This is a genomic window from Pantoea sp. paga, from assembly GCF_007558755.1.
Classification (GTDB): domain Bacteria; phylum Pseudomonadota; class Gammaproteobacteria; order Enterobacterales; family Enterobacteriaceae; genus Pantoea; species Pantoea agglomerans.
On sequence record NZ_VLTF01000004.1, the window covers coordinates 196,208 to 217,274 of the forward strand.

The 21,067-nt window shown below is 59.4% G+C and carries 17 protein-coding genes; 11 read left to right on the forward strand and 6 right to left on the reverse strand.

All coding sequences use genetic code 11. From position 1 onward, the window contains the following. Positions 1 to 146 precede the first annotated feature (146 nt). The 3 genes from exbB (at position 147) to FOV68_RS13560 (ending at position 2,856) form a co-directional block, all read left to right on the forward strand. Positions 147 to 869, forward strand: coding sequence for a tol-pal system-associated acyl-CoA thioesterase (exbB, locus tag FOV68_RS13550; protein ID WP_022623877.1), 723 nt, complete (start codon positions 147 to 149; stop codon positions 867 to 869). A gap of 6 nt (positions 870 to 875) precedes the next feature. Further along, complete coding sequence (gene exbD / locus FOV68_RS13555; protein ID WP_010249013.1) at positions 876 to 1,298, forward strand: TonB system transport protein ExbD; 423 nt, start codon at positions 876 to 878, stop codon at positions 1,296 to 1,298. A gap of 235 nt (positions 1,299 to 1,533) precedes the next feature. Beyond that, positions 1,534 to 2,856 (forward strand): MFS transporter, encoded by a 1,323-nt coding sequence (locus tag FOV68_RS13560; RefSeq protein WP_031594444.1) that lies wholly within the window; start codon positions 1,534 to 1,536, stop codon positions 2,854 to 2,856. On the opposite strand, the gene FOV68_RS13565 is transcribed toward FOV68_RS13560, so the two are convergent. The 5 genes from FOV68_RS13565 to FOV68_RS13585 are packed head-to-tail and all read right to left on the reverse strand — an operon-like array spanning position 2,853 to position 8,113. Beyond that, positions 2,853 to 3,830 (reverse strand): spore coat U domain-containing protein, encoded by a 978-nt coding sequence (locus FOV68_RS13565; RefSeq protein ID WP_031594443.1) that lies wholly within the window; start codon positions 3,828 to 3,830, stop codon positions 2,853 to 2,855. The two genes, FOV68_RS13560 and FOV68_RS13565, sit on opposite strands and share 4 nt — an antisense overlap. Next, positions 3,827 to 6,274, reverse strand: a complete 2,448-nt coding sequence (locus tag FOV68_RS13570; RefSeq protein ID WP_143991057.1) for a fimbria/pilus outer membrane usher protein — start codon at positions 6,272 to 6,274, stop codon at positions 3,827 to 3,829. The genes FOV68_RS13565 and FOV68_RS13570 overlap by 4 nt, the downstream gene beginning before the upstream one ends. 7 nt (positions 6,275 to 6,281) lie before the next feature. After that, on the reverse strand, positions 6,282 to 6,980 hold the full coding sequence (locus FOV68_RS13575; protein ID WP_010249009.1) for a molecular chaperone: 699 nt from the start codon (positions 6,978 to 6,980) through the stop codon (positions 6,282 to 6,284). A 25-nt stretch (positions 6,981 to 7,005) separates the two neighbouring features. After that, positions 7,006 to 7,521, reverse strand: a complete 516-nt coding sequence (locus tag FOV68_RS13580) for a spore coat U domain-containing protein (protein ID WP_010249007.1) — start codon at positions 7,519 to 7,521, stop codon at positions 7,006 to 7,008. A 22-nt stretch (positions 7,522 to 7,543) separates the two neighbouring features. Continuing rightward, on the reverse strand, positions 7,544 to 8,113 hold the full coding sequence (locus FOV68_RS13585) for a spore coat protein U domain-containing protein (protein WP_010249006.1): 570 nt from the start codon (positions 8,111 to 8,113) through the stop codon (positions 7,544 to 7,546). A gap of 543 nt (positions 8,114 to 8,656) precedes the next feature. On the opposite strand from FOV68_RS13585, the gene FOV68_RS13590 reads away from it, so the two are divergent. From FOV68_RS13590 to FOV68_RS13600, 3 genes are all read left to right on the forward strand, one after another. Further along, positions 8,657 to 10,738: a bifunctional diguanylate cyclase/phosphodiesterase gene (locus tag FOV68_RS13590; RefSeq protein ID WP_143991058.1), complete on the forward strand. Its 2,082-nt coding sequence runs from the start codon at positions 8,657 to 8,659 to the stop codon at positions 10,736 to 10,738. Positions 10,739 to 10,891: 153 nt separating this feature from the next. Then, complete coding sequence (locus FOV68_RS13595) at positions 10,892 to 13,048, forward strand: bifunctional diguanylate cyclase/phosphodiesterase (protein WP_143789748.1); 2,157 nt, start codon at positions 10,892 to 10,894, stop codon at positions 13,046 to 13,048. A 125-nt stretch (positions 13,049 to 13,173) separates the two neighbouring features. Further along, entirely contained in the window at positions 13,174 to 14,577 is a 1,404-nt protein-coding gene (locus FOV68_RS13600; protein ID WP_010249003.1) for a PLP-dependent aminotransferase family protein, read from the forward strand. On the opposite strand, the gene FOV68_RS13605 is transcribed toward FOV68_RS13600, so the two are convergent. Further along, positions 14,574 to 15,056, reverse strand: a complete 483-nt coding sequence (locus FOV68_RS13605; protein ID WP_010249002.1) for a YlaC family protein — start codon at positions 15,054 to 15,056, stop codon at positions 14,574 to 14,576. The two genes, FOV68_RS13600 and FOV68_RS13605, sit on opposite strands and share 4 nt — an antisense overlap. A gap of 331 nt (positions 15,057 to 15,387) precedes the next feature. Between FOV68_RS13605 and FOV68_RS13610 the strand changes: the two genes are divergently transcribed. From FOV68_RS13610 to FOV68_RS13630, 5 genes are all read left to right on the forward strand, one after another. Beyond that, positions 15,388 to 15,987: a cupin domain-containing protein gene (locus FOV68_RS13610; RefSeq protein WP_143991059.1), complete on the forward strand. Its 600-nt coding sequence runs from the start codon at positions 15,388 to 15,390 to the stop codon at positions 15,985 to 15,987. Positions 15,988 to 16,111: 124 nt separating this feature from the next. Beyond that, complete coding sequence (locus FOV68_RS13615) at positions 16,112 to 17,179, forward strand: ABC transporter ATP-binding protein (RefSeq protein ID WP_143991060.1); 1,068 nt, start codon at positions 16,112 to 16,114, stop codon at positions 17,177 to 17,179. Between the two features lie 15 nt (positions 17,180 to 17,194). Next, the gene (locus FOV68_RS13620; RefSeq protein WP_039388145.1) at positions 17,195 to 18,196 is read left to right on the forward strand and encodes an ABC transporter substrate-binding protein; all 1,002 of its coding nucleotides are present in this window, start codon (positions 17,195 to 17,197) and stop codon (positions 18,194 to 18,196) included. A gap of 2 nt (positions 18,197 to 18,198) precedes the next feature. After that, the gene (locus FOV68_RS13625; RefSeq protein ID WP_143991061.1) at positions 18,199 to 19,938 is read left to right on the forward strand and encodes an iron ABC transporter permease; all 1,740 of its coding nucleotides are present in this window, start codon (positions 18,199 to 18,201) and stop codon (positions 19,936 to 19,938) included. Continuing rightward, on the forward strand, positions 19,926 to 21,014 hold the full coding sequence (locus tag FOV68_RS13630) for an MBL fold metallo-hydrolase (RefSeq protein WP_143991062.1): 1,089 nt from the start codon (positions 19,926 to 19,928) through the stop codon (positions 21,012 to 21,014). The genes FOV68_RS13625 and FOV68_RS13630 overlap by 13 nt, the downstream gene beginning before the upstream one ends. Positions 21,015 to 21,067: the final 53 nt, after the last annotated feature.

Genomic DNA, 21,067 nt, shown 5'->3' on the forward strand with positions numbered 1-21,067 from the left:
TGGTCAATTGCGGGTAAATGGCGGCGATCAGCTTTGTAAATACTAATGAGAACTACTATCAATTCGCCGTCGTTTTGCTATTATTCGCGCTTGTCTCGCATCCCTGAATCAGAAGTTGGAGAAGCAGCGTGGTAGCCAGTGATTTGATGCAAACGGACCTCTCCGTTTGGGGCATGTATCAACATGCCGATATCGTGGTAAAGGTGGTCATGATTGGCCTGTTATTGGCCTCAGTGGTGACCTGGGCGATCTTCTTCGGCAAATATGCCGAACTCAGCGCCGCTAAGCGCCGCCTGAAGCGCGAGCATCTGGCGCTGGGCGAAGCCCGCAATCTGAATGACGCCGCCCGCATTGCCCAGTCGTTTACCGGTCACAGCCACAGTGTGGTGCTGCTGAATGATGCGCAGAATGAACTTGAACTGTCGGCTGGCGTGGAAGATACCAACGGGATTAAAGATCGCACCAGTTTCCGCCTTGAGCGCCGCGTTGCTGCGTTCAGCCGCCATGCCGGCCGGGGCAATGGCTTCCTGGCGACCATCGGTTCGGTTGCGCCGTTTATCGGCCTGTTCGGCACCGTATGGGGCATCATGAACAGCTTTATCGGCATCGCTAAAACCCAGACGACGAACCTTGCGGTTGTTGCACCGGGTATCGCCGAAGCGCTGCTGGCAACCGCGATTGGCCTGATCGCTGCGATTCCGGCGGTGGTGATCTACAACGTCTTTGCCCGCATGATCGCCAACTATAAAGCCTCGCTGGGTGATGTCGCCGCTCAGGTGATGCTGCTGCAGAGCCGTGATATTGATCTGGGCACCGTCGCTACTGATGTTCCGCGTCCTGCGACGGCTCAGAAACTGCGCTTAGGGTAAGTTCTTATGGCAATGCGATTAAACGACGATCTGGAAACCGATGGTGAAATGCATGAGATCAACGTGACGCCGTTTATCGACGTCATGCTGGTTCTGCTGATCATCTTTATGGTGGCCGCGCCGCTGGCCACGGTCGACGTACGCGTCAATCTGCCCGCCTCAACCAGCGCGCCGCAGCCGCGCCCGGAAAAGCCGGTTTACCTGTCGATTAAAGCGGATAAGCAGCTTTACGTTGGTAACGATCAGGTCACGCCGGAGTCGCTGGTTAACGTGCTGACTAACCAGACCCAGGGCAACAAAGAGACCACCATTTTCTTCCAGGCGGATAAGTCGGTCGATTATGAAACGCTGATGAGCGTGATGGATAAGCTGCGCACGGCGGGCTATCTGAAAATTGGTCTGATGGGCATGGAAACCGTGAAGAAATAGCGGTTTATCCGGTTCAGGAAAAAGGCGACTGTTCAGGTCGCCTTTTTTTATGGCTGCTCTCCAGCCCTATAAAATCAGGCAAATCAGGGCCAGGGTAATCACTTATGCTGCCTGAGCTGAATTGTTAATTGGTTGTTACTTATGTACATAGATTTGTAAAGTGCAATGGTGAGCCAGGTCACATTAATCCCGCGTCAGGCAGGCTAAAACGGCTAAAAAACAACAGGAAGCCGTTATGAGTCACACCCCGTCTTTACAAAAGCCGCCGAAAAGTGCCGCCCGAACCATCTTCACCGTCACCAGTGGTAACTTCCTGGAGATGTACGATTTTATGGTGTTTGGCTACTACGCCACCGCCATTTCAAAAACCTTCTTTCCCGGTGATGACCCGTTTGCTTCCCTGATGCTGACCCTGATGACCTTTGGTGCCGGCTTCCTGATGCGCCCGCTGGGGGCGATCATCCTCGGTGCCTACATCGACCATCATGGTCGTCGCAAAGGGCTGCTGCTGACGCTGGGCTTAATGGCGATGGGCACCCTGACCATCGCGCTGGTGCCGGGCTACGCCACCCTGGGCGTGGCAGCGCCGATTCTGATCCTGCTGGGACGGCTGTTGCAGGGCTTCTCGGCGGGCGTGGAGCTGGGTGGCGTGTCGGTCTATCTGGCCGAAGTCGCACCCAAAGGACGCAAAGGCTTTTTCGTCAGCTGGCAGTCGGGCAGCCAGCAGATTGCGGTGATCTTTGCTGCTCTGCTGGGTCTGATGCTGAATCATCTGCTGGCGAAAGAGGCGGTGACGGAGTGGGGCTGGCGTATCCCGTTTGTGGTCGGCTGTCTGATTGTGCCATTCCTGTTCTATATCCGCCGGATGCTGGAAGAGACAGAAGCGTTCAGCAAACGTAAACATCATCCCAGCATGACGGAAATCATGCGGTCGGTCGCCAGCAACTGGGCGCTGGTGCTGGCGGGGATGCTGATGGTGGTCACCACCACGGTGATGTTCTACATGATCACCGCCTTTACTCCGACCTTTGGTAAAACGGTGTTGATGATGAGTGACAAGCAGGCGTTCCTGGTGACGCTCTGTGTCGGTGTCTCAAACCTCTTCTGGCTGCCGCTGATGGGGGCGCTGTCAGACCGCGTCGGACGCCGTCCGCTGCTGATCATTTTTACCCTGCTGATGATTGTCACCACCTGGCCGGTGCTGCACTGGCTGGTGGGATCGGCCAGCTTCGCCCACCTGCTGGAAGCGGAACTGTGGCTGTCGTTTCTCTATGCCAGTTATAACGGTGCGATGGTGGTCTATCTGGCGGAGATCATGCCTGCTGAGGTGCGCGCCGCCGGTTTCTCTATGGCTTACAGCCTGGCGACGGCGCTGTTTGGTGGCTTTACGCCTGCCATCTCCAGCTACCTGATCCATGCCACCGGTGACAAAGCGATGCCGGGCGTCTGGCTGACCTTTGCCGCAGTCTGTGGGCTGATCGGCACGTTGCTGATTGGCCGGATGGTGAAGCAGTACCAGATCCGTCACAGCGGCACGCCGGTCAGTGCTTCACTCTAAAACGACAAATCGACCACCACGCTGTCGCTGTAGTTCCCGGCTGGCGGCGTGTTCTGCGTGGTCAGGATGCGCGCGGTGTAGTTAAAACCGCGCGTCAGTCCATCCGTGGATACCGCCGTCGAGGTGGTGCTGCTCCAGCGTTCAGTGCCTGCCGATCCCCAGCGATTGCTGGTGGTACTTTTATAAATTTCATAGCTCAGCCGATTCGCGCCGCTCGCCATATTCCTGACGCTGCCCACCGGATAACTGCCGTTGCTCAGCCCGACGGTATAGGTGCTGCCTTTGCTGCACAACACGTTGATGGTCTGTGATACGGCGGAGAAGCTGCCGACCAGCGGCGCGCTGCCAAAGCTGATATTCGGCGCGGTAATGGTGGTGCAGTCATTGGTAAGAATGGCGGTGATATTAATCGGGATGACACCGCTGCCGTTCTGCTCGCTTAAACAGATATTGCCAATCGCAATGCTGGTGCAGATGCGATAAGTCACGGCCATATTCAGTGTCAGCTGGTACGTCCCGGCGGCGACCACCTGACCGGGAACGGTGCGCAGATAGACCGGAATGGCGAAGTTAAGGCTGCCCAGCAAACCCGCCAGGTTGATCAGGGTCTGCGAACCATAGACAAACGGCGTGCCGCCAATCGTCAGTTCAGTCGCGCAGGCCGTGTCGGTGCAGAGCCGCACCGGCACATTATCGCTGCCGGTATCACCGCTGCGTTTCAGCGTACCGCGCGTGCCGTTGCTATTGGTCGCGCCTGTCAGCTGAAAGGTGATCTGGTTATTGCCCAGCAGCGACAGCCCGGCACCCGCGCCACAGTTGACGTTGGCATTCGTGGTGGTGGAACTGACGGTGGTGTTCGCCACAAAGGTCGTAACTGAACCGAAACTGGCGGTCGATGCGGGCAGGGCGCAGGCGGCGTAGCCCAGCGACGGCAGTAACAGCAGCAGGCCAGCCAGTATTACAGATTTCATCATGGTCGGTTTCCGGACGTAAAAGATTCAGCGGGAGAGGGGGCGCTGCCTGCGGCAGGAGCGGGCAGCGCACAGGTCAGGGGGCCGTAAGTTTTCAGCGCCTGCGGCTGACCGCTGGCGATGCGCAGTTCGGCTTCGCAGTGGCGGCCATCGGGCGTCACCACCTGCATCGGGTTACTGGCGGTGAGATCTTCCATCCAGACGATGCCATCCCAGCCGACATACTCGGTGGGATGATTGGGACGCTGTACCAGGCTTGATACCGGCAGCGGCTGGCCCTGCGCATCGACCAGGATTACGCTGGCGGAGCGCAGTTTCTCCACCGGGAAGTTGAGCAGATAGCCGCTCTGGCGTTTCACCGCAAAGCGCTGCTCAACCCGTGGCGTGGTCATATCTGCCGGCAGGTCGAGGGTGTCGATATCATATTTGGCCGGGTAGTAGCTGCTGATGGCGGGCACCAGCAGATAGCCCTGTTGATTGGTGCGTCCCATCGACTGATTCTCGTAGCGCACGTTTACGTCGGGATAGTTGGTCTTCACCAGTACAAAGGCGTCGTTGATCTCGTTAGCGGCAAAGACGCTGTTGTCCATTAACACCAGCGCACCCGAGAGATCGGCCCACTGGGTAAGGTTGTCATCGTCGCCATAGAAGCCCGCCGATGTGTCGATCTGGTTATTGCGATAGCGCAGACTGCCCTGACGATAATCGCCGCTGTCTCCGCTCTGATTCGCCCAGGAGGCATCCCAGGCGAACCCGCCGTCGCTGGGCATGGCGCGTGAGGCATAAACGCGCTGACTGTCGCGGCCACGCTGATCGCGTTCGGTGCTGAGGGCCACGCTGCCCTGTTCACCAAACGGGATCACCAGCGAAATCGCCCCGGTCCAGCTTTTCTCCTGCTGATCGCGGCTGGCCGAGACATAGAGGCTGCTGTTACCCCACAGGTTTTTACTCCATGAGAGGTTCCACAGCCGGGTGCGATCGCCCTGACCGTCGGTGATGTCGATGAAGGCGGCACCGACGCTGCCAAAGCGGTTCAGCGAGACGCTGGCGCTGTACTGAGCACTGCGGCGTGATAGTGCGTAGCGGCTATCCGCCTGGCTACCGGCACGGCTGCCGACCAGCGCCAGATTGCCGAAGTCGCTGCTGCGCTGGGTCTGTTGAGTGCCGATGTTGAACCAGCGGTTGTTGTACTGATATCCCCAGCTATATTGCCTGCCGCTCTCGCCATCGAGCTGACTTTGCGCCACCGCGCCGTTGACCACGCCCCAGCTGCCGACGCGCAGCTGACCACCCAGCCCGCCCATCGCCAGCGTTTCGCTGCCTTCGGCGTGGCTCTCCAGCGTCAGCCAGTCGGTCATACCGTAACGATAAGAGCCGCTGGCCGCTGCCTCACCATAATCGAAGTTCTTTATGCCGTAGTTTTCGCGGATTGCCCCGGCAGAGAAGGCGTAGTCCGACAGCCCCGATTTCAGCAGGTTACTGGAGACGTAAAACGGCATGGTGGTGGTGACGCGGCGGCCAACCGCATCGGTGGTGGTGATCACGGCGTCACCCGCGCCGTTAACGAATGGCACATTGGTCATCGACCAGGGGCCAGGCTGCACGTTCGCCTGGCTGGAGCGATAGCCGTTGATAAAGAGATCAACGGTGGAAGGCACGGCGGCCTGACCGGAAAAAGCGGGCAGCGGATAGGTCACCAGATCGGGGCGGACGCTGAAGTCGCGACCGACGCAGATGCCACCGAGCCGCACGCTGCTGCTCCAGGCCAGCGAGTCGGTGACCAGATCGCCGACCCGCCAGCTCACCGCCGCATTCTCATCTTCATTGCTCCACCAGGTGTCGTAGCGGATATAGCCATCATCCTGATAAGTGGTACTGCCTACCAGCTGCTGTTGCCAGACGCCATTAGTAGAGAAATGACCGGCATCACCAAACAGCCGCAGTTCGTTCCAGGCGGACAGGCGGGAGCCACTGTTATCCGTGCGGCTGGCGTAAAGATCATAATTAATCAGCGCGCCGCTGCTGGTACGGCCCGGATAGCGCGGTCCGTTCTTCGCCTCGCCAATCACCTGACCGGGCAGCCACTCAGGCGGTACGGTCAGCAGCAGACGCTGTCGCGCAGCGTCATACTCCACTTTGATGGGGTGCAGGCTGCTGACATCGACCTGCGGCTGCTGGCCCAGCTTATCCGCTGGCAGGCCGGCACGCTGCAGATCGCCACTGCGAATCCAGAAATGACCATCGCGCTGCTCTGCCGGCACAATATTGCCGTTCTCCTGCTGGTTAATCACCAGTTCCAGCATATATTGCTGACCGTTGCTGTTGGTCTGCAGGCTGGGCGGCGGGGGCAGGGATGAGTAAGTCTCCGCCAGCACAGGATCCGGCGTAAAAGTGTAAATGACGCTGGCCACGGCCAGCGCGCAGGGATGCAGGGAAAACGGTCTCATTCAGCGCTTACTTCTGGGCAGCGCTGCGCCACTGGCTCTTGTTAACCTCTGCGGTGAGTTCGCCGCTCACTGGCGAGGTAAGCGGCCAGCGGTGATAGCTGTCAGCCAGCACATAGCCGTATAAGCCTTCGCCCAGTTTGCGACCGCCAATCGCCACATTGCTCAGCCGGGCGTGACCGCTGCCGCTGTTGGTTAACTGGAGCCAGCGCCTGCCGCCCTCGCTGATCTGTTGCCAGCGCAGAGCCGGGCGAGCGCTGTCTGTGTTCAGCCCGGTACCATAAACAAACAGCGGCACCGAATAGCGCATCTGGAAGGTCAGCCCGGCCTGATTCTCGCCGGGGTTACGCGGGGTGGGGATCTCATCCAGCACCACCCGATAGGCCAGCTCTTTACCGGCCGCAGGCGGCGTCTGTTTAATCAGCCTGACCAGCTGTTTCTGGCCTGGCTCCATCCGCACCATTGGCGGGCTGGCGACCACCTGCTGCTGAGTCTGATACTGCTCCTGGCCATTGTTCTGCTGCCAGCTGAAGACGCGGATCTGCATCATGGTAGTGCTGTTACCGCGATTCTCCAGCCAGAGTTCGCTGGCTTTCTCTTCGGGATTAATGGCGGGATCGATGGGCCAGATCATGACCGAATTCGCGGCGAAGGCCGGGGAGAGCAGGGTGGAACTTAGCAGCAGCAACAGGGCGCGCAGTGGCTTCATGATCATATCCTTGTTTTCTATCACCTCACCAGCTCAGGGTGACGGTCAGCGTGTCGGTATAAACGCCGGCGCGCGCAGTGCCGGGCAGTTGTAGCTGACCGTAGATCGGCAGCGTAATGTTATTGGCATTGCTATAACTCAGCGGCACCGCCTGGTTCACGGGGATCACCGTGGTGCGGCTGGCGTTGCTAAAGAGCGTGTAGGGAACGGTATTGCTGAAATTGGGCAGCTTCAGGTTACGGGTCGTGGTGAAATTGTTGCCCTGATTAATGCTCATGCTCAGCGTGGTGCCTGGCGTACAGGCGAGATTAATCGAGGTGCTCTGCAGATAGCTGGCGTTGACGGTATTCGCCGCCACGCCAGACTGCGTACCGAAATTAAGCGTGCCAAAGACGCCGGTATTGGTACCGGATATCACGCAGCCTGCCACAATCGACGCGGTAACCTGGAAGGTGCTGGTTGGCAGACTCCAGGCGCTGATACTCCCTGTCAGCAGGGGCAGACCGCATGCGATCGTCAGGCAGGATCGCCAGAGAACCACCCGTATTTACCTGCGACAGCAGTTAATAGTTCACGGCAACGTTAATCGTGTCGGTATAGGTTCCGGCAGGGATCAGGGGGTTAAAGCCGCCGCCGACTACCCGGCCATAGATGGCGTAGTTGGTCCCCAGCGTCGGATCGGTGGTACCGCTGGCGGCGATAGGCGTATTGTTGGCGATCGCCGTGGTAAAGGAGGCGTCACTGTAGAGGGTATAGGCAATGCCCTGCGCATTATCCGATCCCAGCACCAGATAACGCGGCGATGCAGAGGCGGTGCCATAGATGGTCGCCGGTGCAGTATTGCTGCTGGTGACCACCACGTTGTAGTCCTGACCGGTGGTGCAGCGCACAAAAATACCGTTACCAGCCGCACCGACCAGTGTGGCGTTCAGGGTATCGAAAGTGGCGGCGCTGCTACCAAAGTTCAGGGTACCGAAGTTAACGCCCGCCGTAGCCGACTGACCGTTCACCAGACAACCGGTGGTCAGAGTTAACGTGGCATTGATGGTTCCCGAGGTCGTCGCCGCCTGGGTTAATGACGGAATAGCGACAGTTAATCCTGCAGCGGCAAACAGAAAAAGCTTGAGTTTCATAATATTTCCTTACGGATTATCCAGAGTCAGTGCTTTTTCACCCGGTGTTTATTAACGATTCAATCCAGAATAAGGAAATAAAAATAACAAGGCAGGCAGTGCCGCTATCTTAAGAAAAATCTTAGACTTAAGAATACTGATTTATATCAGTTTTACTTACTATAGATCAGTTAAAGCGTTACGCGAAGCCTTGCTATTTATTTTTGACTAATCAAAACGTCTCCCCGGCCGATAACCCAGTAACAGCAAGGCGCGAAGACGAGGCGATAAAACAAAATTCTTAGTTTTTTCGGGCTCTGGCAAGCTTTCTGCTTCGGTGATATGTTCCTGTACCAATCAGACATAATAACGGTTTACCGGCTTGCTCTGCGGGCGGTTAATAAGATGCAGGTTATAAATGGCCAGCGTCGGCGGGCGCGTTTTGCCTGGCCGTCAGGACCAGAAAATACCGAAATTTAATTACTTTCACCCATCGGGTGTTTTCAGATCACTTTTCAGACTGTACACAGCATCCGTTTCTCTGCGGGTGGTGAGGAGTTGCACATGTTGCCTGTCACCTGGGATAGCGTCCTGATCTGCGTTTCGCTGATCGTGGTGTTCATTGCCTCTTTTACAGCCCTGGATACCGCCGGACGGGTGGCGGTAACCCGTGGCTGGAGCGCCCGGTTCTGGCTGTTGGTGGGCGGCATCGCAATGGGGATTGGCGTCTGGACAATGCACTTTATCGGGATGCTGGCGATGATGTTGCCGATGATGATGCGCTATGACACGCGGCTGACGATCCTCTCGCTGCTGGTGGCTATCCTGGCGTCTGTGCTGGCTTTTGGCCAGACAGTAGGAGGCCTGCATCTCACCCGCCAGCGGCTGCTGCGCGGCACGCTGATCCTGGGCGCGGGTGTAGCGATAATGCACTATCTTGGTATGTATGCCCTGCTGATTGAACCGCAACCGGAGTGGAATGCGCTGCTGGTGGCGCTCTCTGTGCTGATTGCGTTTGCGGCCTCTGGCCTGGCGCTGTGGCTGGCCTTTCATCTGCGCCAGGGCGATCATCATCTGATGCTGATGCGTGGGCTGGCCTCTCTGGTCATGGGTATCGCCATCGCCGGTATGCACTATGTGGGTATGGCGGCAGCAGAGTTCAGTCACAGCAGTATGATGCAGCCGCACGGCGTCAGTAATGCGGGCCTGGCGGTGTGGGTAACGCTGATTACCCTGACTATTCTGGGTATCACTCTGCTGAGTTCGATGCTGGATGCGCAACTGCGCGCCGCGCGTCTGGCGACCCGCCTCAATCGCGCTAACCAGGAATTGCGTCAGCTGGCGATGCATGACAACCTGACCACGCTGCCCAATCGTGTGATGCTGGAGCAGCAGCTCGATCTCGCCATTAAACAGGCGATGATTAATGAGCATCGCTTTGCCGTGATCTATATGGATCTCGATGGCTTCAAAGCGGTCAATGACACATGGGGACATCACGTCGGTGACCGGTTGCTGGTGGCGGTGGCGGAACGGCTGCGCAGCCAGCTCAGCAACACGATGCTGCTGGTGCGTCTGGGGGGCGATGAATTTGTGCTGATGGCTGAGTGCGATATCAGCGCAGCCCGCCAATTGGCGCAAAAACTGGTTAAAGTTATCAGTTCGCCGTTTGAACTTGACCGCTATGTGCTGCACGTTTCACTCAGTGCGGGCATTGCGATCTTTCCATTGCACGGTCGCAACCGGCAGGAGCTATTGTTTAATGCTGATGCTGCGATGTATCACACCAAACACAGCGGACGAAACGGCTGGTGCCTGTTTGAACCGGCCATGAGCGCCGCGACGCAGCATCAGCTGGAGCTGGCGAACGATCTGTGGGAGGCGATAGAGCGCGAGCAGATGCGGCTGTTTTATCAGCCCAAATTCTGTTCCGGCGGCACCAGGTTAATGGGATTCGAAGCGTTGTTGCGCTGGCAGCATCCGCAGCGCGGTTTACTGACGCCAGAGCTGTTTCTGCCGCGTGCCGAAAAAACCGGTCAGATTATTGCGCTGGGTAACTGGGTGATCGGGGAGGCCTGCCGTCAGCTCAGGATATGGCACAACCAGGGCCACAGTGACTGGACGGTATCGGTGAATCTCTCCGCGTTGCAGTTTCACCAGCGTGATTTGCTGACTATCCTGACGCAGACCCTGGCGCGTTACCAGCTGCCAGGCAGCGCGCTGATGCTGGAGATCACTGAAGCGATTGCCATGCGCGATCCCGCTTTCAGCCAGCAGCGCATTCGTGAATTGCAGCAGGCGGGTGTCAGCGTCGCGATTGATAACTTCGGCATCGGCTATGCCAACCTGCTGCATCTCAAAGATCTGGATGCCAGTGAACTCAAAATTGATCGCAGCTTTATTAACTGCCTGCGGCCCGGCAGTGAAGATGCGACCGTGGTCAGTGCCATGCTCACCCTGGCGCAGAGCCTCAATCTGCGCATGGTGGCGGAAGGGGTGGAGACTGAAGAGCAGCAGCATTTGCTCACCAGCTTAGGCTTTGATGCGTTGCAGGGCTATCTGCTGGGTAAGCCGACTCCAGCGGACCGGGTTGAGGCGCTGAGTTTCCCCTCACTGCGACAGCCGGTGGCGTCACTGTCCGGCTGACTGTATTGACAGCAGCGATAGATTTCATCACTCAGAATGAGTGGAAGGATGCAGGGTTGGCGGCTCATTAACCGCCGGGCTGTGCCGATAACTAAGAGAATAATTTTAAAATCCTCTGCCCAACCACAAGCTCTGCTTTCGCGGGAATGCACTATGTTAGCGACCTCATACGACTCTTTTATCGTCATCGTCTCCGTTCTTGTCGCGATGCTGGCTTCGTTTACCGCCTTAGATATGGCGGGACGGGTGGTGCATTCAACCGGCAAAGTTGCGCTGGTCTGGCTGTTCGGCGGCGGTTTTTCCATGGGCATCGGCATCTGGGCGATGCACTTTATCGGCATGCTGTCGATGAACATGGAGATGGTCATGAGCTACAACGCGGGGCTCACCGCCTTTTCTGCGGCCATCGCGGTCTGTGCGTCGATATTTGCGTTGTGGCTGGTCTGCAGTGGCGATCTGCCTTTGCCGCGCCTGGCAGGTGGCGCGCTGATCCTCGGCAGCGGCGTAGTCGCGATGCACTACACCGGCATGGCGGCGCTGATGTTCTCTCCCGGTATCGTCTGGAAATGGGGCTGGGTGGCGCTGTCGGTAGCGATCGCCCTGGCCGCCTCTGGCACCGCGCTGTGGCTGGCTTTTAACCTGCGGGAAGGACAGACCAGCCGGGTCACCCTGCTGCGCATTGGCGCATCGGTGGTAATGGGCTGTGCGATTGCCGGCATGCACTATACCGGCATGATGGCGGCAGAGTTTCCCGTCCACAGCCATCCGGTCGGGCAGGGCGTCAACAGCAACTGGCTGGCGATCCTGGTCACGGTGGTCACTATTTCGATTCTGGGCATTACTCTGCTGGTGTCGATGCTGGATGCGCGGATGCAGGCGCGTACCTCGATTCTCGCCAGTTCGCTGGCTGAAGCCAATCGCGAGCTGGCACAGCTGGCGCTGCACGACAACCTGACGCGGCTGCCCAACCGCATCCTGCTGGAGGATCGGCTGGAGCAGGCGATCAACAAAGCGAACCGTGAGCAGAGGCAGTTTGCTCTGATGTTTATGGATCTCGATGGGTTTAAGGCGGTCAACGACGCGTTCGGGCACCACATTGGCGACAGCCTGCTGATTGGCGTGACCGAGCGCATGAGCGAGCAGATGACCGGCTACTTCACGCTGGCGCGGCTTGGCGGTGATGAGTTTGTGCTGCTGGTGGAGATCGACGATCCCAATGATGCGGCGGCCATCGCCGATAAGCTGGTCAAAGCGGTGGATCGTCCGTTTGATATCTCACGCTATGAGCTGGTGGTCTCGCTGAGTCTTGGTATCGCAGTCTATCCCGGCGATGGCGTGGATGAGCGCGAACTGATGTTCAACGCCGATGCGGCGATGTACCACACCAAAAATAATGGCCGCAACGGCTACACCTTCTTTCAGCCTTCAATGAACATTCAGGCCCAGAGCCAGCTTCAGCTGAATAACGATCTCTGGCAGGCGCTGGATCATGATGAACTGCGCCTGTTCTATCAGCCAAAATATTGCGCGCCGAGCGGTCCGATTCTCGGTTTTGAGGCGCTGCTGCGCTGGCAGCATCCGCAGCGCGGCCTGCTGTCGCCGGATAAATTTCTGCCAATGGCAGAAAAGACCGGAATGATTGTCAATATCGGCAACTGGGTCATCCATGAAGCCTGTCGCCAGCTGCGCCAGTGGCATCTGAAGGGCCATCCGGACTGGTCGGTGGCGGTGAACCTGTCGGCGTTGCAGTTTGAGCAATCGAATCTGGTGAAGACGGTGGTGGATGCGCTGGAAAAACATCAGATTCCGGCCGAACTGCTGACGCTGGAGGTGACGGAAACCACCGCGATGCGCGATCCCGATGAGAGCGTGCGTATTCTGACTGAGCTGACTCAGCTCGGGGTGAAAGCTTCAATTGATGACTTTGGCACTGGCTACTCCAGCCTGCTCTATCTGAAACGGCTACCGGCCAGTGAACTCAAGATTGATCGGGCCTTTGTAAACGAACTGCAGCATCACACAGAAGATGCCACCATCGTGTCGGCGATAGTGGCGCTGGCGCAGTCGCTGCAATTGAAAGTGGTGGCCGAAGGTGTTGAAACCGCTGAGCAGCAGGCCTTCCTGACCAGCCTGGGCTGTAATACGCTGCAGGGTTATCTGCTGGGCAAGCCGGTTCCCCCGGAGCGGGTGCCGGAACTGGCTGATTATGTGGTGGCGGAAATTAAAGAGGCGGTTGCGGAAGTGAGTCTGAATGCCGAAGCCGAAGCCGAAGCCGGGCAGCCGCTGACGCCGCAGGTCGCTGTGATCTGACCTGCCTGAAGCCGTGAAGAATCAGCGCAATCGGATAAAGCGATTCGCGCCGCCTGTCATTGGTCGCCGTGCGTGGTAAAGTCTCGCGGTCAGACTATTCACGGTAAAACAAGGAGCGGTCACCCGTGGCGAAATACCAGCGATTGATGGATGAGATTCAGCAGCAGATAGAGGCCGGCATCTGGCTGCCGGGCACCCGTCTGCCGTCATTGCGTCAGCAGGTCGCGCAGCAGGGCGTCAGCCTGATGACGGTGCTGCATGCCTATGAATTGCTGGAGAGTCAGGGCTGGATCGTCTCCCGTCCACAGTCGGGTTACTACGTTGCGCCGCGTGCCTTAGCACCCGCGCCGCTGAGCGTGGCGATCAGTGAACAGGTCGATATCAACGACTTTGTGTTTGATGTGCTGCAGGCCACGCGCGATCCGGCCATCGTGCCGTTTGGCTCCGCCTTTCCCGATCCCGCACTCTTTCCGCAGCGCCAGCTGATGCGCTCGCTGGCTAACGTCTCTCATCATCTGACCCCAACCGATGCGCTGCACAATCTGCCGCCAGGCAACGCCACACTGCGACAGCTGCTGGCGCAGCGCTATGCGCGTCAGGGCATCACCCTGTCGCCGGATGAAATAGTCATCACCAGCGGGGCGCTGGAGGCGCTGAACCTCAGTCTGCAATCCCTGACCGAGCCGGGCGATTATGTGGTGATTGAACAGCCGAGTTTTTATGGCGCGCTGCAGGCGATAGAGCGGCTTAAGCTCAAGGCGCTGGCGATTCCGGTCGATGCCAGAAATGGCATCGACCTCGTCCAGCTGGAGGAGGCACTGCAGCGCTGGCCGGTGAAAGCCTGCTGGCTGATGACCACCCTGCAGAATCCGCTGAGCGTAACCTTAACGCCGGAACGCAAACAGCAGCTGGTCGCCCTGCTGGCGCGTTATCAGGTGCCGATGATTGAAGATGATGTCTATGCCGAACTCTGGGCGGGTGATGCGCCGCCGCTGCCGGCGAAAGCCTGGGATCGCCAGGGGAACGTGCTGCACTGCGGCTCATTTTCAAAGTCGCTGGTGGCAGGATTCCGCGTCGGCTGGGTCGCGGCGGGGCAGCATGCGCAGCGTATTCAGCGGCTGCAACTGATGAGCACGCTCTCTACCAGTGCGCCGATGCAGCTGGCGCTGGCCGATTTTCTTGCCACGCGGCGTTACGACACCCATCTGAAGCGGCTGCGGCAGATTCTGGCGAAGCGACAGCAGATGGTGCGCCAGGCGTTAATGAAGGTGCTGCCGCCACAGGCCACGGTCAGCGAAGCACGCGGCGGCTATTTTCTCTGGGTGACGCTGCCGGAAAGCATCAACACGACCCGGCTCTATCAGCGGGCGCTGGCTCAGGGGATCAGTATTGCACCGGGGCAGCTATTTTCGGCAGGTGAGCAGTTCAGGCATTGCTTCAGGTTAAATACCGCCTGGCCGTGGGATAGTCGGGCCGAGGCGGCAATCGTGAAGCTGGGTCAGCTGATGGCGGAAGGACAGGCGGATTAGACCCGCGCCGCTTCCTGATGGCCCCAGGTCAGGTAGTAGACATCATAGAAGTCCACTTCCCCTTTTTGCGTCAGCAGACGCTGGATACCGCTCTTCACGCGTTCTGGTGTCTCAGGCAGCGACAGAATACGTGAGATTGCCTGTTCGCGCACCGGCTGAATGTAATACCACTCGCCGTTGTAGCAAACGCGCAGGTCGAGTGCATCGATATCTTCAAAGCGATATTTCGGGTTGATATCCAGCAGCATCAGCACACTCATCACCAGCACAAACACGGTGGCGAACCAGAAGGCGGGCCAGCCGAGCATCTCGGTAGTGAAAATCAGCGCTACGCACAGGCCGTAGCAGAGATACATTACTGCCCAGAGACCGGGGTGGTTCTTCAGAAACGAGAGGCTGAAACGCGGCAAATTGTCGCGACGTTCTTCGCGGTTAAGCAGGGCGATCTCGTCAATCAGGATTTGTTTAATAGCGTCCATTTGTTACCTCACTGTCATCTGTTAGCTATTACAACAGATAACAGTCAAGCATATCAGAAACAGATCTGTGCTTTTTTTATATAACAGTTTATACAACAGTAACCGGGGCGTCGGGCTGCTGCGCCTGTGTGACTTGCCGCCTGACATTTTGCAACACTTTGCCGCAGTAAGAACCGCTACCCTCTGTCGCACAGGCACACTCCGGCCCTATAGTTAACGACACATTTGGCTTTAGTCAGCAATATCAGTCAATTATCTCAATTTTGTCGTCTGGCGCACATTGCATTGTGTCGCGGGTTTGCCACACTTAGAAAAACATCGGAGAACCTGTATGCGTGCCTCATCCTCCAGTCTGCTATTAATGATGTCCTTTGCCGCTGGCACCTTCTCGGCCGGGGCTTCTGACAATCCTCAGCATCTGATGCTCGCCAGCCCATCGGGCGGTGTGCCCAATAACCCGTTACCTCTGATTATCTGGCCGCGCGTGGTGCCGGAAGAGGAGGAGATCGCTGCGTGGTTTGAGAAAACCTTTGAGGATAACGGCTGGCCACCCGCCTGGCGCTATCCGATCTTCCCATACACCCATTATCATCCTAATACCCATGAGCTGCTGGGCGTCGCTGAAGGCTGGGCGGAAGTGCTGTTTGGCGGCGACAGTGGCCGGATGGTGACCCTGCGCGCAGGCGATGCAGTCCTGATTCCGGCCGGTGTCGGCCACCGGCAGGTCAGCGCCAGCGAAGATTTTATGGTGATTGGCGCCTATCCGCACGGAATGTCGCCGGAGACGCTGCGCGATGAGCCCGCGAAGCTGAAAATGGCCCAGGAGCAGGTGAAAAAAGTGCCGTTCCCGACACACGACCCCTTTACCGGCAAAGAGGGCGCATTAACCGAGATCTGGCAGCCGATTGCGGCGCTCACCGCCCAGCAGTAAGCCACGGGGCGAGCACGTTCCGATGCCGCCCGGCTTTCGCGTCTCGTAAGCCTGGCTGTCACCGGGCTGTCATCAAACTGTCGTAGCGTTTTGCCCAGCATGTTAACGGCAAAGGCAGAGTAAGATGGCGGCAATATCGTTAACCGGACTGAGCAAAGCGTTCGGCGCGCAGCCGGTACTGGACGCGATTTCGTTACAGATTAACCAGGGCGAGTTTGTTGCCGTTCTTGGGCCTTCTGGCTGCGGCAAAACCACCCTGCTGCGCCTGCTGGCCGGCTTTGAAACGCTAGACAACGGTGAAATCCGCATCGGTGAACGTCAGGTTGCCGCAGACGGGCTGCACCTGCCGCCGGAAGCCCGCGAGCTCGGCGTGGTGTTCCAGAACTACGCTTTGTGGCCGCATATGACGGTCGCGGAGAACGTCGCCTACAGCCTGAAGGTGAACGGTGTGGCGCGCGCAGAACGCGAACTGCGCACCACCCAGGCCCTGACGCTGGTCGGGCTGGATCGCTTCGCCGACCGCCGACCCGCCGATCTCTCCGGCGGCCAGCGCCAGCGCGTGGCGCTGGCTCGCTGCCTGGTGGCACGGCCGACGCTGGTGCTGCTGGATGAGCCGCTGGCTAACCTCGATGTCCATCTGCGCGCTACCATGGAAGAGGAGTTCCGCCGCTTCCATCGCCACAGTGGCGCCACCTTACTCTATATCACCCACGATCAACGCGAAGCGATGGCACTGGCCGACCGCATCGTGGTGCTCGATCACGGCAGAGTGATGCAGTTCGCCAGCCCGCAGACCCTGTGGCGCGAACCGGCTAATGAGATGGTGGCGACCTTTATTGATGAGGGGCGGGTGCTGCCGGTCAGCGACATTGAGCCACTCGATCCGGGTCAGGCAACCGCCACGCTCTGCGGGCTGCGGGTTTTGCTGCGCTGCTCGCCTCACCAGCGCCCGCTGCCGCACGGCAAAGCCAGCTTCCACAGCGTCAGTTTTCACCTCGCCGCTGAGGGAGAGCGGCAGTTTGCCGCCCGCGTTGAGCGCATCATCTTTCGCGGTGGCTACCATCAGATCAACCTTCGACCGCTTAATCAACCGGATGTCAGCCTGTCGCTGACGCTTAATGATGCTGCATTACTGGCGGTGGATGACACCGTCGGCGTCGCCGTCGATGACGGCTGGATTCTTCCTGCATAAAGGGTTTCAGAAACCATGAAAACGGCTTTTCGTACTCCGCTTCACGCGCTGTTGTTGCTATCGGGCCTCGCGGCCTCAACCCTGCTGCAGGCGGCCGACGCGCCCGGCGGCAAGCTGGTGGTTTACACGTCGCAGGCACCTGAAATTGCGCAACAGACCATCGATGCGTTTAAGGCCGCGTATCCGGCGGTGGAGGTGGAGTGGACCCGCAACGGCACCACTCAACTGATGAACGTGCTGCACACGGAGATGATGAGCGGCCAGGTCAAACCCGATGTGCTGCTGGTGGCCGACGCGATCAATCTGGGCGCGCTCAAGAAAGAGGGGCAGCTCTATGCTTACCCGGCCGCCCCGGTCAGCCACCTGAAGCCTGCCTATTACGATGCGGATAAAACCTTTTTTGGTACCAAAATTATCGCCACGGTGATCGCCTATAACACCCAGCGTGCGAAGCCGGTCAGTAGCTGGAAAGCGCTGGCAGTAGAAGAAAACAGAGGCCAGATTGCGGTCCCCAGTCCCCTCTATTCCGGTGCGGCGCTCTATAAGCTGCATACCGATATCCATACCCCGTCGATTGGCTGGGCGTTCTATCAGCAACTGGCCGCCATCGGCATTGCGCCACAGGGTGGCAATGGACCGGCGCTGAAAGCGGTTGCCAGCGGCATGGATAAGTATGGCGTGATCACGGATGCCGATATTATCCGCGCCAAAAAGCAAGGATCGCCCATCGATCTGGTCTATCCGCAGGAGGGCGTCTCCTATGTGACCGAGCCGGTGGCGATCATGAAGTCGGCGCATAATCTGCCGGCCGCCAAAGCCTTTGTTGATTTCATGCTGTCGGAAGCGGGGCAGCAACTGGTGGCGAAGCAGGGCAACCGGCCGGTCGATGCCCGCGTGGCGGCACCCGGTGGCTTTGCGCCGATTGAGCAAATCACGCTGCTGACGCCGGACGTGGCCCAGGCGGTGGCCGAGGATGCTCAGGTCCGCGAAACCTTTACTGAACTGTTTGGCGGCTGATCGTGAGCGTGCTGGGCAACGAATGCCGAAGAGGCCAGGCTGCCAGGCATCGCAGATGGCGGGCGGAACCGCTGGTGCTGGGCGTACTGGTGCTGGTGATCGGCCTGCTGTCGGTGGCACCCTTTGCCCGGCTGATGGGAACCGCGCTGGCACCGGATGGCATACTGGATAGCGATCGCCTGCTGAGATTGCTGACCAGCCGCCGGGTGCTCAGCGCCACGCTGAATACCCTGGCGATCGGCATCAGCGCAACGCTGATGTCGCTGCTGCTGGGAACGGTGGCCGCCTGGCTGGTGGCGCTCACCGATTTGCGTGCCAAAGCGGCCTGGGTATTCGCCTTTATCCTGCCGCTGATGATCCCGCCGCAGGTGACTGCGCTGGCCTGGATACAGGCGCTGGCACCGGGCAGTCTGCTGGCCACTGCGGTGAGTGCGCTGGGCGGGACGTGGCTGGCACCCGGTCAGCAACCGCTCTATTCCGCGACCGGCATGGTGCTGCTGCTGGGTCTGCACAATGCGCCGCTGGTGTTCCTCACGGTGCGGGCTGGCCTGCGTCGACTCCCCGCCGAACTGGTGGAGGCGGCCCGTATCAGCGGCGCATCACCCCGGCAGATTCTGTTCACGGTGATCCTGCCGCTGGCGCGCCCCGCGATCTTCGCCGGGGCGGCACTGGCGTTTGTCGCTGCGGTCGGGAATTTCGGTATCCAGGCGATGCTGGGTATTCCGGCGCGGGTGCCAACGCTGATTACGCTGGTTTATCAGCAGCTCAATACCCTCGGCCCCGGTGCGCTGCCCAATACCGCCGTCTACTCGATGCTGATTGCGCTGATCACCCTCGCCGGGATGCTGATTAGCGGCTGGCTGGGCGGACGACGCGATGTCCGGGTCAGCGGATCGCCACGACCCTGGCACCAGCCGCTGCGGCGCGCGCGACTGCCGGGCGAAATCATCGCCTGGCTGTGGATGGTGATGACCTTGCTGCTGCCGCTCAGCGCCTTGCTGACCACCGCCTTAACCCGCGGTTTCGGTCAGGCTCTGAACTGGCAAACCCTGACGCTGGAGAATTTTCAGCAGGCGCTGTGGGGCTATCCGGCGATACGGCAGGCGTTCTTTACCAGCCTGTGGCTCACCGGCCTGACGGCGCTGTTGCTCAGCGTCATGGCACTGTTCCTGGCTTTCTTTCTCAGCTGGCATCGTACCCGGCTGGTGCGGGGGCTGGGATTCGCCAGCGAGCTGACCTATGCGCTGCCCGGCATTGTCACTGGTGTAGCGGCGATGCTGTTTTTCCTGCGGCCGCTGCCGCTGCTGGGATTTTCTCTTTACGGAACGGTGTGGATTATTCTCGCGGCCTATCTGGCCAATTTCCTGGCGCTGGTGTTAAGGCCGACGCTGGCCGGGTTCGCGCAAATCGAACCGTCACTGAATGAGGCGGCGCGCTTATGCGGCGCAGGTCTGATGCGGCGGATGACTGACATCCTGCTGCCGCTGGCGGCGCCTTCTGTGCTGGCCGGTGCGCTGCTGGTGTTCCTCACCGCGCTGAATGAAATACAGGTTTCAGTGCTGCTGGTTACCGCGCAAACCCAGACGCTTGGTCCGACCATTATTTTCCTGGATGAAGGCGGATCGGCGCCGCTGGCGGCGGCGGTCGGATGCCTGATGATTGGGATCGTGCTGGGCTTAATGCTGCTGGCCTCACGGCTGACGCGTCGTCTGCCGCAGGGAGTCCTGCCATGGCAAGCCTGACGGTGATCAGCGGCGTCGGCGGAAAACTGCCGGCCGCTTTCCTGCTGGAGATAGAGGGGTACCGTCTGTTATGGGATTTAGGTGCCGGGCCGGAGCCGGGCGTCCGGCCCGCAGTGGCCGCCATCGGCCAGGTCGATGCGCTCTGCCTGACCCATTCCCATGTGGATCACGCGGCGGCGCTGGATAGCTGGGCCGACATCGGTTCACCGCCGGTCTATGCCAGTGAGATCACCTGGCAGCAGCTGGGCGAGGCTGGCGTGCCGGCTCAGGCACGACGCATCCTGCCATTGCGCGGCCAGTGCGCGCTGGGGCCGCTGAATCTCTTTACCGGTCGCAGCGGGCATTCGCCGGGATCGATCTGGTTCCATCTGCCGATTGCGGGTGGCATCACCTATATGGGCGACTGGAGTCGCGAATCGCTGCTGTTGCCGTTTGATTGCCCGCCACGCGCACGGCTGTTGATTACCGATGGTTCCTATGGCGACCGGAATCAGCGACTGGCGCAGCAGATCGACGCGCTGGCCCTGGCGGCACAAGGGGGCGCCGTGGTCACCGCGCCGCTGCACGGTCGCGGCCCTGAGATGGCGCTGCAGCTCAGCGCTCGCGGGCTGCCGGTGGTGATGTGTCCCCAGGTGCGCGAAGAGGTGGCGCAGTTGCTGGCGCTCAACAGCCTGCCCGCTGCGGCGATGCTGGCGCTGGCCCGGTTATTGCGCGTCGCAACGCCGGACTGCTGGCGACCGGATACGGTGATTGTCGCGGCGGATGCGGTGGCTGACAGCGGCCTGGCGGCGCAGCTCAGCCATGAGCCCGACTTTCGTCTGATCTTCAGCAGCCACGTTTCCCGCGGCACCCGTGCCTTTGAGATGCTGCAATCCGGCATGGCGCGCTGGCTGCCGTGGAATGTGCATCCGCCGCTCGACGATCAGCTGGCGCTGATCAGACAGACGGCGGCCCAGAAAGTGATCCCGGCGTTTGTCGCGCCGCAAGAGTGCCAGCAGCTGATGAGCCAAAGTCCGGCAATGCTCTGCTGGCAGCTCCGTTATTCGCTCTCCTCGCGCTGGGAACGGGTCGTCTGACGCGCCGCCACGACGGAGTCATTGAACATTTACTCGCCGCTGCCGATAAACCC